The organism is Tepidibacter hydrothermalis (genome assembly GCF_029542625.1).
Taxonomy (GTDB): Bacteria; Bacillota; Clostridia; order Peptostreptococcales; family Peptostreptococcaceae; genus Tepidibacter_A; species Tepidibacter_A hydrothermalis.
In genome coordinates this window covers 1432497-1447783 of the sequence record NZ_CP120733.1, presented here as the reverse complement: position 1 = coordinate 1447783, position 15287 = coordinate 1432497, and the positions used below count along the sequence as shown (strand labels likewise).

General features: G+C 27.5%; 18 protein-coding genes. All 18 read right to left on the bottom strand.

Translation table 11 applies throughout. The features are described from left to right. Window positions 1–10: 10 nt before the first annotated feature. The 18 genes from P4S50_RS06440 to flhA all read right to left on the bottom strand — a co-directional run bounded on the left by P4S50_RS06440 (window position 11) and on the right by flhA (window position 15286). On the bottom strand, window positions 11–208 hold the full coding sequence (locus tag P4S50_RS06440) for a hypothetical protein (protein WP_277733849.1): 198 nt from the start codon (window positions 206–208) through the stop codon (window positions 11–13). A gap of 1 nt (window position 209) precedes the next feature. Beyond that, window positions 210–767: a ribosome recycling factor gene (frr, locus tag P4S50_RS06435; RefSeq protein WP_277733848.1), complete on the bottom strand. Its 558-nt coding sequence runs from the start codon at window positions 765–767 to the stop codon at window positions 210–212. Beyond that, complete coding sequence (pyrH, locus tag P4S50_RS06430) at window positions 767–1483, bottom strand: UMP kinase (protein ID WP_277733846.1); 717 nt, start codon at window positions 1481–1483, stop codon at window positions 767–769. The genes frr and pyrH overlap by 1 nt, the downstream gene beginning before the upstream one ends. Before the next feature lie 63 nt (window positions 1484–1546). Next, complete coding sequence (tsf, locus tag P4S50_RS06425) at window positions 1547–2461, bottom strand: translation elongation factor Ts (protein ID WP_277733844.1); 915 nt, start codon at window positions 2459–2461, stop codon at window positions 1547–1549. A 56-nt stretch (window positions 2462–2517) separates the two neighbouring features. Then, window positions 2518–3237 carry a 30S ribosomal protein S2 gene (gene rpsB / locus P4S50_RS06420; protein ID WP_277733842.1) on the bottom strand — a complete coding sequence of 240 codons (720 nt, stop codon included), beginning with the start codon at window positions 3235–3237 and terminating at the stop codon, window positions 2518–2520. A gap of 152 nt (window positions 3238–3389) precedes the next feature. Further along, complete coding sequence (locus P4S50_RS06415; RefSeq protein WP_277733841.1) at window positions 3390–4031, bottom strand: hypothetical protein; 642 nt, start codon at window positions 4029–4031, stop codon at window positions 3390–3392. Window positions 4032–4035: 4 nt separating this feature from the next. Beyond that, window positions 4036–4389 (bottom strand): hypothetical protein, encoded by a 354-nt coding sequence (locus tag P4S50_RS06410; RefSeq protein WP_277733839.1) that lies wholly within the window; start codon window positions 4387–4389, stop codon window positions 4036–4038. A 15-nt stretch (window positions 4390–4404) separates the two neighbouring features. Further along, window positions 4405–5148, bottom strand: a complete 744-nt coding sequence (locus P4S50_RS06405; protein ID WP_277733837.1) for a sigma-70 family RNA polymerase sigma factor — start codon at window positions 5146–5148, stop codon at window positions 4405–4407. Between the two features lie 16 nt (window positions 5149–5164). Continuing rightward, window positions 5165–5485: a hypothetical protein gene (locus P4S50_RS06400; protein WP_277733835.1), complete on the bottom strand. Its 321-nt coding sequence runs from the start codon at window positions 5483–5485 to the stop codon at window positions 5165–5167. An 18-nt stretch (window positions 5486–5503) separates the two neighbouring features. Next, window positions 5504–5989: a chemotaxis protein CheD gene (locus tag P4S50_RS06395; RefSeq protein WP_277733834.1), complete on the bottom strand. Its 486-nt coding sequence runs from the start codon at window positions 5987–5989 to the stop codon at window positions 5504–5506. Then, window positions 5982–6605, bottom strand: a complete 624-nt coding sequence (locus P4S50_RS06390) for a chemotaxis protein CheC (protein ID WP_277733832.1) — start codon at window positions 6603–6605, stop codon at window positions 5982–5984. The genes P4S50_RS06395 and P4S50_RS06390 overlap by 8 nt, the downstream gene beginning before the upstream one ends. A 39-nt stretch (window positions 6606–6644) precedes the next feature. Beyond that, window positions 6645–7073: a chemotaxis protein CheW gene (locus P4S50_RS06385; protein ID WP_277733830.1), complete on the bottom strand. Its 429-nt coding sequence runs from the start codon at window positions 7071–7073 to the stop codon at window positions 6645–6647. Between the two features lie 12 nt (window positions 7074–7085). Continuing rightward, a complete protein-coding gene (locus P4S50_RS06380; protein WP_277733827.1) occupies window positions 7086–9485 on the bottom strand; it encodes a chemotaxis protein CheW in 2400 nt (799 codons plus the stop codon). A 3-nt stretch (window positions 9486–9488) separates the two neighbouring features. Further along, window positions 9489–10568 carry a protein-glutamate methylesterase/protein-glutamine glutaminase gene (locus P4S50_RS06375; protein WP_277733826.1) on the bottom strand — a complete coding sequence of 360 codons (1080 nt, stop codon included), beginning with the start codon at window positions 10566–10568 and terminating at the stop codon, window positions 9489–9491. A 1-nt stretch (window position 10569) separates the two neighbouring features. Next, complete coding sequence (locus P4S50_RS06370) at window positions 10570–11217, bottom strand: flagellar brake protein (RefSeq protein ID WP_277733824.1); 648 nt, start codon at window positions 11215–11217, stop codon at window positions 10570–10572. Window positions 11218–11225: 8 nt separating this feature from the next. Beyond that, window positions 11226–12113, bottom strand: coding sequence for a MinD/ParA family protein (locus P4S50_RS06365; RefSeq protein ID WP_277733823.1), 888 nt, complete (start codon window positions 12111–12113; stop codon window positions 11226–11228). Continuing rightward, complete coding sequence (gene flhF, locus P4S50_RS06360) at window positions 12097–13293, bottom strand: flagellar biosynthesis protein FlhF (RefSeq protein WP_277733822.1); 1197 nt, start codon at window positions 13291–13293, stop codon at window positions 12097–12099. Before flhF ends, P4S50_RS06365 begins: the two co-directional genes overlap by 17 nt. 1 nt (window position 13294) lies before the next feature. Continuing rightward, window positions 13295–15286, bottom strand: coding sequence for a flagellar biosynthesis protein FlhA (gene flhA / locus P4S50_RS06355; RefSeq protein ID WP_416390153.1), 1992 nt, complete (start codon window positions 15284–15286; stop codon window positions 13295–13297). Window position 15287: the final 1 nt, after the last annotated feature.

Below are 15287 nucleotides of genomic sequence, written 5' to 3'. Positions count from 1 at the left end.
TAACTCCTTATTATAAGGAATCAGAAAAATATGTGATAACAAGTTCTATATAATCATTTCTTTTTTTGATATTTATAACTCTAGGGCATACTAACAAAGATTTATCTTTACGCCCTATCGTCTCTTTTATTATATACTTTATATCATTATTTTCAAGTACCTGTTTTGCCTTAGAAAGTTCAATCCCAAATAATTCAAAATAATTCAAATTAAACCTCCATTATTTCTTTTTCTTTCTTAGCTAAAAATTCATCCACTAATTTTATATTTTTATCAGTTGTTTTTTGAACTTCATCTTGTGCTTTTTTCAAATCGTCTTCTGTTATTTCAGAATCCTTTTGCATCTTCTTTAACTTATCATTAGCATCTCTTCTTTCATTTCTAAGAGCTACCTTAGCATTTTCTGCTGTTTTGCTAGCAAGTTTAGCTAAATCTTTTCTTCTTTCCTCTGTAAGTTGAGGAATTACTATTCTTATCATCTTACCATCATTAGTTGGATTGAATCCTAAATTGGCAAATTGAATAGCCTTTTCTATGCTTCCAAGAGCTGACATATCCCACGGCTGTATAACTATACATCTAGGTTCTGGAGCAGATACAGTAGCTACTTGTTTAAGCGGAGTCTGAGATCCATAATAATCTACCATAACTCTATCAAGCATTCCTGGATTAGCTCTTCCAGCTCTTATTACTCCTAATTCTTCTTTTAAAACCGACATCGTTTTTGACATTTTTTCTTCTAAAACCTTATGAACTTCTAATTTCATTATTTTTCCTCCTCTACTATAGTTCCTATATTTTTTCCTTGAACCACATCAATTATATTTTTAGAATTATTTAATCCAAATACCCTTATAGGTATTTTATTATCCATACATAAAGAAGTTGCAGTTGAATCCATAACTTTTAATCCTCTTTTAAGAACTTCTATGTATGAAAGTCTATCGAATTTTTTAGCTTCTGGATTTATCATAGGATCACTATCGTATACACCATCTACTTTTTTAGCTAAAAGTATAACTTCAGCCTCTATTTCTGCAGCTCTTAATGCTGCTGCTGTATCAGTTGAAAAGTATGGATTTCCAGTTCCAGATGCAAATATAACTACTCTGTTTTTTTCTAAATGTCTCATAGCTTTTCTTCTTATATATGGTTCTGCAATTTGTCTCATTTCAATAGCATTTTGGACTCTAGTTAAAACCCCTATATTTTCCAGTGCATCTTGCATAGCTAAAGAATTCATAACAGTAGCAAGCATCCCTATATGATCGGCAGTAATTCTATCCATACCTTCACTAGTTCTACCTCTCCAGAAGTTGCCTCCGCCCACTACTATAGCAACCTCAACTCCCATTTCATGTAATTCTTTTATAGATAGAGCTATTTCATTTACAACCTCATTGTTTATTCCAAATTTCATTTCTCCAGCTAAAGCTTCTCCACTTAATTTTAATAGTACCCTTTTATATATAGGTTTATCCATAAACAAAGTCCTCCATTCAATATTCTTCTAAAAAAGAGAACACAAAAGTGTTCTCTTTTTATATTATTTAAGTTGCTTAGCAACCTCTTCTGCAAAGTTTTCTTCTTTCTTTTCTATACCTTCTCCAACTTCAAATCTCATAACCTTAGCTACTTTAATTTCAGTGTTAAGTTTAGTAGCAACCTCTTTAACAAGTTTTTCAACTGTTAAATCAGGATTTTTTACGAATGTTTGATTAAGAAGACATACTTCTTGTAACTGCTTGTTCATTCTTCCAACAACCATTTTTTCAACGATTTGAGCTGGCTTTCCTTCATTTAAAGCTTGTTGCTTTAATATTTCTGTTTCATGAGCTATGTAAGCTTCATCAACGTCATCTCTTGATATATACTTAGGATTCATAGCTGCAACTTGCATAGCTATATCTTTTCCTAAAGCTATAATCTCTTCAGAATCAGATCCTGTTTCTAAAGCAACTAAAACTCCTATCTTTCCTCCACCATGAATATATCCTGCAATTTGTCCGTTCTCAACTTCAAACTTTTCAAATCTTCTTACATTCATGTTTTCTCCGATAGTAGCTATCTTAGCATTAAGCACTTCTTGAACAGTTTCTTCTGCATCTATATATTTTTGAGCCATTAAAGATTCAATATCAGCATTATCTGTTTTTAATACTGTAACAGCGATATCCTTAACAAACTTTTTGAAATCATCATTTTTAGCAACGAAATCTGTTTCTGAATTAACCTCAACTATAGTTGCTGATTTTTTATCATCAGACATACACATATCTACTAAACCTTCTGCAGCTACTCTACCTGATTTTTTAGCAGCTTTAGCAAGTCCCTTTTCTCTTAATAAATCTATAGCTTTTTCCATATCTCCATCAACTTCAGTTAAAGCCTTTTTACAATCCATCATTCCTGCACCAGTTTTTACTCTGATTTCTTTGACCATTGCAGCTGTAATTGCCATAAAATCGCCTCCCTATATATTATTAAAGGTAAGGAACGAAGTTCCTTACCAGTTTATTATTCTTGTACTTCTTCTTCTTCTTGCTCTTCTTCTATAGCTTGTCTTCCTTCAACTATTGCATTAGCCATTGCTGCAGTTATTAATTTAACCGCTCTTATAGCATCATCATTTCCTGGAATTGCATAGTCTATCTCTTCTGGATCACAGTTAGTATCAACTATAGCAACAACTGGAATACCTAGTCTATGAGCTTCTTGTATAGCTATTTTTTCTTTTCTTGGATCAACTATAAATAAAGCTCCTGGTAATTCAGGCATTTCTTTGATTCCATTTAAGTATTTTTCTAATTTTTCTTTTTCATGCTTTAATTTGATAACTTCTTTTTTAGGAAGAACTTCAAATACACCTTCTTCTTCCATTTTTTCTAATTCTACTAATTTTTTGATTCTGTTTTTGATAGTTTTGTGGTTTGTTAACATTCCACCTAACCATCTTTCATTTACATAGTACATTCCAACTCTTTCTGCTTCATCTTTGATAGCATCTTGAGCTTGTTTTTTAGTTCCAACAAATAATATTGGTTTTCCAGTTTCAGCAACTTCTTTAACAAATCTATAAGCTTCTTCAACCTTCTTAACTGTTTTTTGTAAATCGATGATGTATATTCCATTTCTCTCAGTAAATATATACTTTGACATTTTAGGATTCCATCTTCTTGTTTGGTGTCCAAAGTGTACACCTGCTTCTAATAATTGTTTCATTGATATAACTGCCATTTACAGCACCTCCTATGGTTTTTTCCTCCGATTTAGTCATTTTCTTAAAAAACCCATATAGGCACCTTTTTAAGAATTCCAAATCGTGTGTAATATTTTCGCCTCTGATAGTATAGCATATAGTAATTTCATTTACAATATGTTTTTATAGTTTATTTTGTTAATATTTCTATAATTTCTATATTAGATGACCCTTTTTTTATCTTTTTTTCACCATAAACTATTTTTTTGTTAGAATTAATAGAATCTAAAATAGCATTTAAACTATATTTATCATCTATTATCTTATCTTTATATAAAATATTCGTCACTTCATTTCTTTTAGTTATTATAATCTTGGACAAAGTATTTATTTTCCATCCCTTACTTATGATTCCTTTTTTAGTCAATGAGCTTCCAGCTCCATATATATCAAACAACATTAAATTATAAATAATTTTAAAATCTTCTTTATTATATATTAATTCATTTTCATAAAGAATGTCTGCAATTTCATTACAAGTATATCCATTTTTTATATTTATATTCACAAATTCATCTTCAATATTTTTTTTATCAACTAATTTTTCTTTCTCTTCTATTTCTTTTTTTTCTATTTGTTCTTCTTTTTCTTCTATTTCTTTTTTTTCTATTTGTTCTTCTTTTTCTTCTATTTCTTTTTTCATTTCTAAACCACTAGTTTTTTTTGTTTTATCATAGTTTATATTAATTAAAGAAGATGTCAGAAGACCTATTGAAAATCCAATCCCTAATGTGAGAAAAATTATTTTTTGTATGTTATTATATTTTTTCATACCATTATCCTTTTTTTAACCTTAAAATCAATTCGATTTCACGAATACTTTTATTTGTTTTTTTTGCAATCTCTTCTTTTGAAAATCCTAAAAATTCAAGTTTTTCTACCTCATTAGAATGTTCTACATTTTTTTCACAAAGATTGTTTTTATAATCATTTGGCTTTTCTGTATTTTCTATTAATTCCTTTGTATTTTTATCAATTTTTTGTATATAATTCATAATCATTCTATACTCTTTTGATTTTTCAGTATTGCCCTGGTGTTGCACAAACTGTTTTGACACTCTAAATAGCAAAATCATACTGACAATACACGTAATCAAAGCTATTATGATAATTACATAATTTATGTCCATTTTTCCCTCCTACATTTAAATAAAATCTAATTTAGATTTTATTTTTAATATTGCTTTACTATGAATTTGAGATATTCTAGACTCAGATATATTCAACACCTTACCTATTTCTTTATATGTTAATTCTTCATAATAATATAGATTAATTATTAATTGTTCTCTTTCATTTAAAGTATTCAATGCAAATTCTAAATTTTTTATTATATCCTTTTTTAACAATGATTCTTCCGGATTAATATCAATAGAAATATCTTTTATTTGTATTTTCAAATTTTCACTTAATTCTTCTTCTAGTGAAACCAAATTATAAATATTAGTTTCTTCTAATATTTTTAATACTTCTTCATCTTTTTTTCCAAGTTCATTACCAATTTCCCTTATAGATGGTTCTCTACCTAATTTATTTTCTAATTTAGAATAAGTATCTTTCATAAGTTTTGATTTTTGTCTTATAGATCTTGGTATCCAATCTAAATTTCTTATTTCATCTATTATAGCACCCCTTATTCTAACAGATGCATACGTTTGAAATTTTATATTTTTCGTATAATCATATTTTTCTATAGCATCTATAAGACCTATAACACCATAACTCATTAAATCATCGTATTCAATATTAGCTCCATAATAATTATAAAGTCTACCTGAAATTATTTTAACTAAATTTATATATTCTAATATAATTTCTTTTTTCAATTCACTCTTTTCTTCAAAACTTTTTGAATTTTTATACTTAACCCATACATCTTCTCTAACCATCTAAATACACCCCTATTTAACTGTTTAGATTTTTAAAATTTACTTCTCTAAATGCCTCATCCTCTAATTCATCTTCTGTCTGGTTATTTAACAAATCTTTCAATTCTGATTCTATAGGAGGTATCGATATATCTATACTTTTTTCACAAACATTAATATTCTTAAGTATAAGATTAAAAAATATTAATAATATTGCATTTATTGATATTGCTAAAGTTAAATACCTATTTATAAATTTTAAAAAACTGCTGTGACTGATCAATACATATATTGCACATATAAATAAAATCAAATAATTTATTATCCAAAATATATATTTTTTTTTAAAATTTTTCATACAATGCACACCTTTAAATTATATTATTTTTTTACCTTTTCCTATTGTCTTTATCGATAATTCTCCGTTAATACAATTAAACTCTATAGTTCTACCATGATTACCTAGTACATCTTCAGATATAATATTTATTCTATATTCAGACAATATTGATTTTACAGCATCCACATTCCTTCTACCTATATTCAAAGTATCACTTTTTATGGATATATTAAACATCTGTGCTCCTCCTGCTATTTTAGCTATCATTCTGTTTTTTGAAGCACCTTGTTTAATCATATCATTTAGCATTTCTTTTAATGCTGTATCGGCAAATTTAGCTTTATTTGAATTATTTTTTATATCTTTACTACTCGGAAGCATTATATGTGCCATTCCTCCAATTTTTTTGAATTTATCATATAAAACAATTCCAACACAAGACCCTAATCCCAAGGTTATTAAAGAATCATCATTTTTTCCTATTTTATAATCTGCCATGCCAACTTTTATAAGATTATTCATCATTTAACACTCCTAGACTCTTAAATAACACTTTAAAAGAATCCATATCTGGCATCAAGAAAAAATTACCTACTATCTCATTTTCACCTTCTTTTAGCCTATTTTCTATTAAAATTATTTTATCACTAACTTGTCCATACTCTATAGCTGGAACACTTAGTATAGACCCTGCCATATCTATGCTAACAGAGGGTACAGATATATTTACCTTAAGACTAGAGAACGCTGATATAGAATTTATATACGAACTAGCTAATATATTTCCTATTTCTTGAAACGCCGATAATTCCATTTCATTATAAAACTCACCTTCGCAAGGTTTTCCAAATAACATGCTCAATAAATTATCACTAGATTTTTTATCTAATATCAAAAGTATAGTTCCATTTATATCTCCATAAAACTCTAGATATACTCCTGACACTATTAGTTCTTCTCCACCTAAAATTTCAACTACTTTTTCTATTTCTAATATTTCAATAGAAGGAACTTCCATATCTATTTTAGAATTAATCATTTTAGAAAGAGAAGTAGCAGAATTACCTGCACCTATATTTCCTATTTCTTTAAGAACATCTATATATAAATCTTGTATATTATCTAATTTAAAATTCATTTTTTAGATTTTCCTCCTCCACCCCTATATTAACGTTTATTAATTATCTAATACTTTATTAACATCTATTAATATTATTATTTGTTCATCGATCTTCCCAATTCCTTTAATAAATCCATCATTAAAACCTTCATCTACTATAGAATAATCTATATTATCTTGATCTATTTCTTTCACTTCCGTTACAGAGTCTACTACAAATCCAACTAAAACATCATCTATTTTGTTTACTATGATTCTAGAATCTTTATCATAATCTGAACTTTCAACATTGAATCTTTTTCTTAAATCTATTACTGGTACAATTTCTCCTCTTAAATTTATAACTCCTTTTACATACGCATTTGCCTTAGGAACCCTTGTTATTTCAATCATTTTTTCTATTGTTTGAACATAATTTATATTAATTCCATAAAACTCATTCTTTAATTTAAAAATAACATATCTTTCTTGAGTATTTTCCACCATTTTTACGCCCCCTTAAAATAGAGAATTTGTATCTATTATAAGCGCCACACTACCATTTCCTAGAATTGTAGCACCTGCTATAAAATTAATACCACTTAGATATTTTCCTAATGATTTTATTACTATTTCTTGTTGTCCTATAAGCTGATCAACTATTATTCCTAAATCTTTATCTCCTTTTTTTACAACTACCACAGTAGATTCTTCCGAATATTCTACATTTTCTTTTTGTACACCTATTACATCTCCTAAATCTACAAGAGGAAGAGTTTGTTCTCTATATAAAACTATATCTTTACCTTCTACATTTCTTATATTACTTCTGTCTATATTAGTTATTTCTTTTATATTATTTAATGGTATTGCATATTTTTCATTTCCTACCATAACTAATAATGCTTGGATTATTGCTAATGTTAATGGTAATCTTATTATAAATCTAGTTCCCATATTAATTTGAGTCTCTAGCTCTACAATACCTCCTAATGCTTCTATCTTTGTTTTAACTACATCAAGACCTACACCACGTCCAGATATATCAGATATTTTATCTGCTGTACTAAATCCAGGAGAAAAAATCAGATTTGCAGCATCTTTATCATCCATTACAAGTGATTGTTGTTTAGTTATTACACCTTTCTCTATTGCCTTATGTTTTATCTTTTCAACATTTATTCCTGCTCCATCATCGCAAACTTCTATAACAACATTATTTCCATCCGGGTAAGAAGACAGTTTAACAGTTCCAACTTCATTTTTATTCAAAGATTTTCTAATTTCAGGCATTTCTATTCCATGATCTATACAGTTTCTTAAAAGATGTATAAGAGGATCTCCAATTTCATCTATTACAGTTCTATCAACTTCTGTTTCTTCACCCTCCATTATCAAATTGATTTCTTTATTTAATTCTTTTGATAAATCTCTTATCATTCTAGGGAATCTATTGAAAACTCTTTCAATAGGAACCATTCTAACCTTAGTCACAGCATCATGAAGGCTTGTAGTTATAGTCTCTAAGTACTCTATTGCCTCATTCATATTTTGAGTTTTAGAAGATATATCAATATCTTCTAATCTAGTTTTTACTATTATAAGCTCACTAACTAGATTCATCAAATTATCTAATCTATCAATATCAACTCTTACTGTTTTTCCTGTTTTACCCTTCCTTTGTTTGCTTTGTATTTCATTATTAGACTTTGTATTACTAACTTTAGGTTCTTTTTTATTCTTTATATTAGTCTCAACATTTTTTTCTTGATATTCACTATTGTCGTTTTCTTTTATATCTACTACTTCTGTTATTTGAACTTCATTTACCTCAGATATATTTTTAATCCTATCTATTAAAATATTTTTATCACAATTTGTAATAACTGTTATATCAAACGACTTTGAAAAATTTTCATCCTCTATATCTTCAACACTCGGGTTTGAGTAAATTATTTCTCCATCTTCTTCAACTGATTTAAATACCAAAAATGCTCTAGCTGCTTTTAACATACAACTTTCATCTAAACTAACTTTTACATCATATGCATTTAATCCAGTAGCTTTGGCTTTATTTACTACATCATTTATATAATTGTATCCATCTTCAATTTCTTTATTTTTTACATTTGAATCATTTGATTGATAACCTTCATTTTTAATTCCATTCATTTCCACATTTACTATTTCTGTTATTTGAACCTCATTTACTTCAGATATATTTTTAATCTTATCCATTAAAATATTTTTATCCACATTTGTAATAACAGTTATATCAAATGAATTAGCAAAATTTTCTTCTTCTATATCTTCAGCACTAGGATTTGAGTAAATTATTTCTCCATCTTCTTCAACTGATTTAAATACTAAAAACGCTCTAGCTGCTTTTAACATACAACTTTCATCTAAAGTAACCTTTACATCATATGCATTTAAACCACTAGCTTTGGCTTTGGTTACCAGATTGTTTATATAACTATAACCATCTTCAACTTCTTCATTTTGTATATTCACATCATCCAATTGTGTATCTTCTATATTTTCTATTTTTTCTAATCTATTCAATATATCTTCTATAGATTTATCCGATTCAGAACCCTCATTTTCAATATTTTTCACAAATTCTTCTAATATATCTAATCCTTCGAACAGTATGTCTATTATTTTCGTATTTATATTTAGTTTATTACTTCTTATATCATCAAGTACGTTTTCCATTTTATGAGTAAGGTTAGCCATTTTTGTAAATCCCATAGTAGAAGACATTCCTTTTAATGTATGAGCTATTCTAAATATTTCGTTCACTATCTCCATATTTGAATCATCATTTTCTAAATCTAATAATCTTTGGTTTAAATTATCTAAATGTTCCTTAGATTCATCTAAAAACATATCTACATATTGTTCTAAATCAAACATAATTTAAAACCTCCCCATTAATTTATTAATTTCTTTAGCTATATCATTAATTGGAATTACTTTATCTGCTAAACCTAAGTTTATAATACTCTTTGGCATCCCAAAAACTACACAAGTTGACTCATCTTCCGCAATAGATATAATATCTGGTCTTGATTCTTTTAGTTTTTTTAAACCTTTAGAACCATCACTTCCCATTCCAGTCATTACTGCAGTTATTATTTTTTTTACATCTATTTCACATAATGAATAAAACATTGCATCTGCTGAAGGCTTATGTCCAGATATTTTTTCTCCATTATCTAATATTATTTTTATGTTGTTTCTCTCTTTTTTAAACTTCATATGTCTATTCCCCGGAGCTATATAAACAGTATTATTTCTCAAAAATTCCCCTTCTTCTGCTTCCTTAACATATAAACTAGACATATTATTTAACCTATTTGCCAGTGATTTGGTAAATCCAGCAGGCATATGCTGAACAATAACTACAGGTGAATTTATCTCGCTAGATAAATTAGATATTACATTTTGTAATGCTCTAGGGCCTCCTGTTGATGTAGCTATTGCTATTATATTATCTATCTTATCTTTTCTATCTTTTTTATTTAAATTTTTATTAGAATCGTACTTAGTTTTATCAATAGTTTTGATTTTGTGATTATAATTTTTATTATATTGTTTGACCTTAGATGCTATTTTAACCTTATCTATAACCAAATTTTTTATATCATCATTATTTATTTTAAAAATATTAGAGGGCTTAGTTATAAAATCAACTGCACCTAATTCTAATGCCTTTATAGTTAAATCTGCTCCATTTTTTGTAAGGCTACTTAGCATAACTACAGATGTAGGTTTTTTTATCATAATTTCTTTTAATGTATCAATTCCATCAATAACTGGCATTTCAATATCAAGTGTTACAACATCAATTTCATTTTTCATTAATTTTTCAATAGCTTCTTTTCCGTTTCTTGCAAAATCTACGACCTCTATTTCTTTATCTGTAGATAAAATATCTCTTAGAAGTTTTCTTATAAATGCTGAATCATCAACTATCAATACTTTTATTTTATTCATCTTAAATCAATCCCTTTTGCCTTAATATTCTTTGTTGTCTAAATATATAAGCTACTATATAGTCCCGAATATTTTTGGATAATTCTATGAACTTAAGGCTAATTTCAAACTGTTCTAAATTTTTTTCATATACATTAGACCTTATTACTTGTGATTTTATTGTTAATTCTTCGTCATCTATAAGTAATTTACATATTACTACTGTATTTAAATCTAATTTAACATCAGATATAAATTTTAGTCCACCTTCACTTAAATCTTTTGTATATCCATTAGCTACAAAATCTTCTTTATTATAGACAGAAATTTTATTGCTAACATGCAGTCTATAATAATTTCTTCTTTGTTTTATTTTTGTTTCGTTAATTTGCTTTATTTTTATATATGCCACATCTCCACTATTTCTATATACAACCTTAGCATCAAAACAATAAATTCCTTTATTTTGGATGCTATAGCTAATATTTACATTGCTCCCCTTAGGTATATTAATTAATCTGCCTTTATATATCGGCATAGCCACTACATATTCATCTTCAGATATTATTTCCATCAATTGGCTAGTTAACCTTTTATCATTTTCTATATAACCATCTATAAATTCAATTTCTAGCTTATCTCCTACTTCAAAAAAATTTTTATATTTCATAAAAATATTTACCCCCCTAAAAATAAATTAGACAGTTTATTTATAAAATTGTTGAATTTATTTTTGTTTTCTGTATTACCTAATAATGAATCGCAAATATTTTCTATATTTTTACTTGCTAAACAATTAGGTGAATTCAGCAAAAAAGGAATTTGGTTTTTCACTGAATTTCTAACATTTTTATCGTCACTTATATACCCTAAATACTTTATATCTTTATTCAAAAATCGTTCTGATACCATATTCATTTTTTTAAATGTTATTTCTGCTTCTTTTTGATTATCAGCTCGATTTATAACCATATTTATTGCTTTTTCATCTGTTTTTTTTGTAATTACTTTTATCAATGCATATGCATCAGCTATTGATGTAGGTTCGGGAGTAGTAACTACAATAACTTCTTGAGCTGCTAATACAAATGACATTACTGATTTGGATATTCCAGCTCCTGTATCGATTAATATAAAATCAACATATTCTTTTAAGTAAACAAGATTATTTAATATTTTATTAATCTTATATATTGGTAAATCAGCAACTTCACTAATTCCAGCTCCACCAGAAATTATTTTTATTCCTAATGGTCCATCTACCATAATATCTTCTATTTTTATATCATCCTCTACCAAATCTATAAATCCATATTTTATATCTATTCCTAATAAAATTTCTATATTGGCAAGCCCTAAATCAGCATCAATTACTAATACTCTATTTCCTTTTTTCTTTAATGCCAAAGACAAATTTAGTGTAAAGTTTGTCTTTCCTACTCCACCTTTACCACTAGATACACAAATCACTCTAGGATTTTCATTTGAATCACTTTTATTTTCTTTTAGATAGTTATATTTATTTTTTTTCAAAATAGCACTTCTAAGTTTAGAGGCTTGATCCACAGTCTCTCCCCCCCCAAATATCATCAACTATTTTTTCAATATCAAATTCCTCTATATCATCAGGGACATTCTGTCCGTATGCTATATATTTTATTTTATTTCCAAAATGATATAGTATATCAAATATAACTCCAGTCCTAGATGTCTCATCTATTTTTGTTATTATAATTTTATAATTATCTAAAAAACTATAGTTTTTTATAATTTCTTTTATATCTTGTATATGCCAATTAGCATTTAAAACCAAAAAAATATTCTTTTGTTCAAAACAGTTTATAAACTGCTTTAACTCTTCCATATGTTCTTTATTTTTATGACTTCTACCAGCAGTATCTATAAATATTATATCCTTATTTTTTAGTCTTTGTATAGAGTAAGAAACATCATCTAAATCATATGCTACTTCAAGAGGAGCATTTAATATATCTGCATATGTTTTCAACTGATCGACAGCAGATATTCTATATGTGTCTAGTGTTAAAAAACCTACTTTTTTATCTTTCTTTAAAACCTGCTTTGACGCAAGCTTTGCTAAAGTTGTAGTCTTTCCGACCCCTGTAGTACCTACAAATATATTAATTTTACAATCAAGATCAACAGTTTCATTATCTTGTTTTTTAAATTTTTCAATAAAATACGATTTTATATATTTTATGAAATCATCATCATCAAAATGTTTATCTCCTATATTACTCAATATATCTTCAATTAAATCTTTAGATAAACCTACAGATTCTAATAAATCATAAACTTTTTTTAAACTATCCTTATTAGCATCATTATTTAAATTAATATCAACCTTATTATTAATTTTCATCATCATAGTTTTTAGTTCTTGTATTTGATTATTTATTTCACTTACATCTTTCTCTCTGTTATAAGTATCTATAGTATATTCTTTTCTAATTTTATTAGTGTATTCTTTTTTAGATTTATTAGTTTCTTCTGCACTTTTATTTAATAGTTCTGTATCTGAATGTTCTGATGCAGAATTTTTATTATCTATGCTTTGTTTTTCTAATGCAGCCAATACTTCCACCTTTTCCTTGCTAGAGATTCCAAATATACCTTTTACCTTTATTTTTTTAGTGTGTATTATTACTGCATCATCACCTAATTCATCTCTTACTTTTTTTATTGCTTCTTGGGCATTATCTGCAACAAATTTCTTTATCTGCATATTATATACTCACCGTCCCAACAGATTGTATTTTAACTTTAGGATCTATTTCATTGTACGAAAGAACTATTATATCATCACTAATTTGATCTATAAATCTTTTAAAATATATTCTTATAATAGGAGCTGTAACTATTATAGGCTGTTCTCCTATTGACAATAATTTTTCTACTTCTTTACTTAAATTTTCTACTAACATTTGAGAAACATGTGGATCTAAAGCTAAGTAATTTCCTGTTTCCGTTTGTTGTATAGAATCCATTATTACTTGTTCTAAATTAGTGTCTAAGTTTATAACTTTAGCTTGACTGTTAGATATAAATTGTTTGGTAATAGACCTAAATAAAGATTGTCTTACGTATTCTGTTAATGTATCTGAATCTTTAGTTAAAACACCATAGTCCCCTAACGTTTCTAATATTGTAGCTAAATTTCTTATAGATACACCTTCTTTTAATAAGTTTGATAAAACTTTTTGAATTTCTCCTAATGAGAATAAATTTGGTATAACTTCATCCACTAGTGCCGCATTAGTTTCCTTTAGATTATCTATTAACATTTTAACTTCTTGTCTTCCTAACAATTCATAAGTATATTTCTTTATAACCTCTGTTAAGTGAGTTGATATTATCGATGGAGGATCTACAACTGTATATCCAAATATTTCTGCCTTTTCTCTTTCTTTTTCATCTATCCATTTAGCAGGAAGTCCAAACGCAGGTTCTATTGTATCAATACCTATAACATCACCTTCTGCAACTCCTGAATTCATAGCAAGATAATGGTCAAACATTATTTCCCCTCTAGCCATTTCTACACCTTTTATTTTTATAATATACTCATTGGCCTCAAGTTGTATATTATCTCTCAATCTTATCATAGGTACAATAATTCCCATTTCAAGAGCACATTGTCGTCTAATCATAACCAATCTATCAAACAAGTCTCCTCCCTGAGATTTATCCGCCAAAGGTATTATTCCATACCCAAATTCAAGTTCAATAGAATCAACTTGTAAGAGCGGTAATACATTTTCAGGTTTTCTTATATCCTCTATTTCTTCACTAATTTCATCACCTTGCTTATCAGAATCCATATCATTTTCTTCTATACTTTCATTTAATTTTTTCAAATTAAGACCTATAATAACAAATACTATAGAAAGAATAAAATATGGAACAAACGGTAGTGGTGTCAAAGATAAAGAAAATAAAACACCTGCTATTATATACATTATTTTAGGTTCTCTAAAAAGTTGACTTAAAACGTCTTTTCCAAGATTCGTTTCTGATGCTGCTCTAGTAACAACTATACCTGTAGCTGTTGAAATTAATAAAGCAGGCACCTGAGATACAAGTCCATCTCCAACTGTCAACAATGTATATCTAACTACAGCTTCTTGAATTGGAAGTTTTTGAAAAACTACCCCCATAACAAATCCCGCTAATATATTAATAACAGCTATCATTATACCTGCTATAGCATCTCCTTTTACAAACTTAGATGCTCCATCCATAGCTCCATAAAAATCAGCTTCCATTTGTATTTTTTTTCTTCTATCTCTAGCTTGTGTTTCATCTATAAGACCTGAGTTTAGATCTGCATCTATTGCCATCTGTTTTCCTGGCATAGCATCAAGTGTAAATCTTGCTCCTACCTCTGATACCCTCTCTGCTCCTTTAGTTATTACCATAAATTGAATTATAACTATTATAATAAATACTATAAAACCAACTAATGCGTTTCCACCCATTACAAAATTACCAAATGCTTCTATTACATTACCAGCACTACCTGTTCCCAATATATATCTAGTACTAGTTATATTAAGTGCCAATCTAAACAACGTTGTAATTAATAGTAAGGATGGGAATACTGAAAATTCCAAAGCTTCTTTATTATATATAGCAATCAAAAGTATTAATAATGATAAAGATATATTTAAACTTAAAAGTATATCAAGCATAAATAAAGGCACTGGTATTATTATCATT

Excerpts from the sequence above, each read along its gene's own strand:
- frr (WP_277733848.1), bottom strand. The coding sequence starts at position 767 with ATGAAATTAGAAGTTCATAAGGTTTTAGAAGAAAAAATGTCAAAAACG.
- pyrH (WP_277733846.1), bottom strand. The coding sequence starts at position 1,483 with ATGGATAAACCTATATATAAAAGGGTACTATTAAAATTAAGTGGAGAA.
- tsf (WP_277733844.1), bottom strand. The coding sequence starts at position 2,461 with ATGGCAATTACAGCTGCAATGGTCAAAGAAATCAGAGTAAAAACTGGT.
- rpsB (WP_277733842.1), bottom strand. The coding sequence starts at position 3,237 with ATGGCAGTTATATCAATGAAACAATTATTAGAAGCAGGTGTACACTTT.
- P4S50_RS06415 (WP_277733841.1), bottom strand. The coding sequence starts at position 4,031 with ATGAAAAAATATAATAACATACAAAAAATAATTTTTCTCACATTAGGG.
- P4S50_RS06410 (WP_277733839.1), bottom strand. The coding sequence starts at position 4,389 with ATGGACATAAATTATGTAATTATCATAATAGCTTTGATTACGTGTATT.
- P4S50_RS06405 (WP_277733837.1), bottom strand. The coding sequence starts at position 5,148 with ATGGTTAGAGAAGATGTATGGGTTAAGTATAAAAATTCAAAAAGTTTT.
- P4S50_RS06400 (WP_277733835.1), bottom strand. The coding sequence starts at position 5,485 with ATGAAAAATTTTAAAAAAAAATATATATTTTGGATAATAAATTATTTG.
- P4S50_RS06395 (WP_277733834.1), bottom strand. The coding sequence starts at position 5,989 with ATGAATAATCTTATAAAAGTTGGCATGGCAGATTATAAAATAGGAAAA.
- P4S50_RS06390 (WP_277733832.1), bottom strand. The coding sequence starts at position 6,605 with ATGAATTTTAAATTAGATAATATACAAGATTTATATATAGATGTTCTT.
- P4S50_RS06385 (WP_277733830.1), bottom strand. The coding sequence starts at position 7,073 with ATGGTGGAAAATACTCAAGAAAGATATGTTATTTTTAAATTAAAGAAT.
- P4S50_RS06380 (WP_277733827.1), bottom strand. The coding sequence starts at position 9,485 with ATGTTTGATTTAGAACAATATGTAGATATGTTTTTAGATGAATCTAAG.
- P4S50_RS06375 (WP_277733826.1), bottom strand. The coding sequence starts at position 10,568 with ATGAATAAAATAAAAGTATTGATAGTTGATGATTCAGCATTTATAAGA.
- P4S50_RS06370 (WP_277733824.1), bottom strand. The coding sequence starts at position 11,217 with ATGAAATATAAAAATTTTTTTGAAGTAGGAGATAAGCTAGAAATTGAA.
- flhF (WP_277733822.1), bottom strand. The coding sequence starts at position 13,293 with ATGCAGATAAAGAAATTTGTTGCAGATAATGCCCAAGAAGCAATAAAA.
- flhA (WP_416390153.1), bottom strand. The coding sequence starts at position 15,286 with ATGATAATAATACCAGTGCCTTTATTTATGCTTGATATACTTTTAAGT.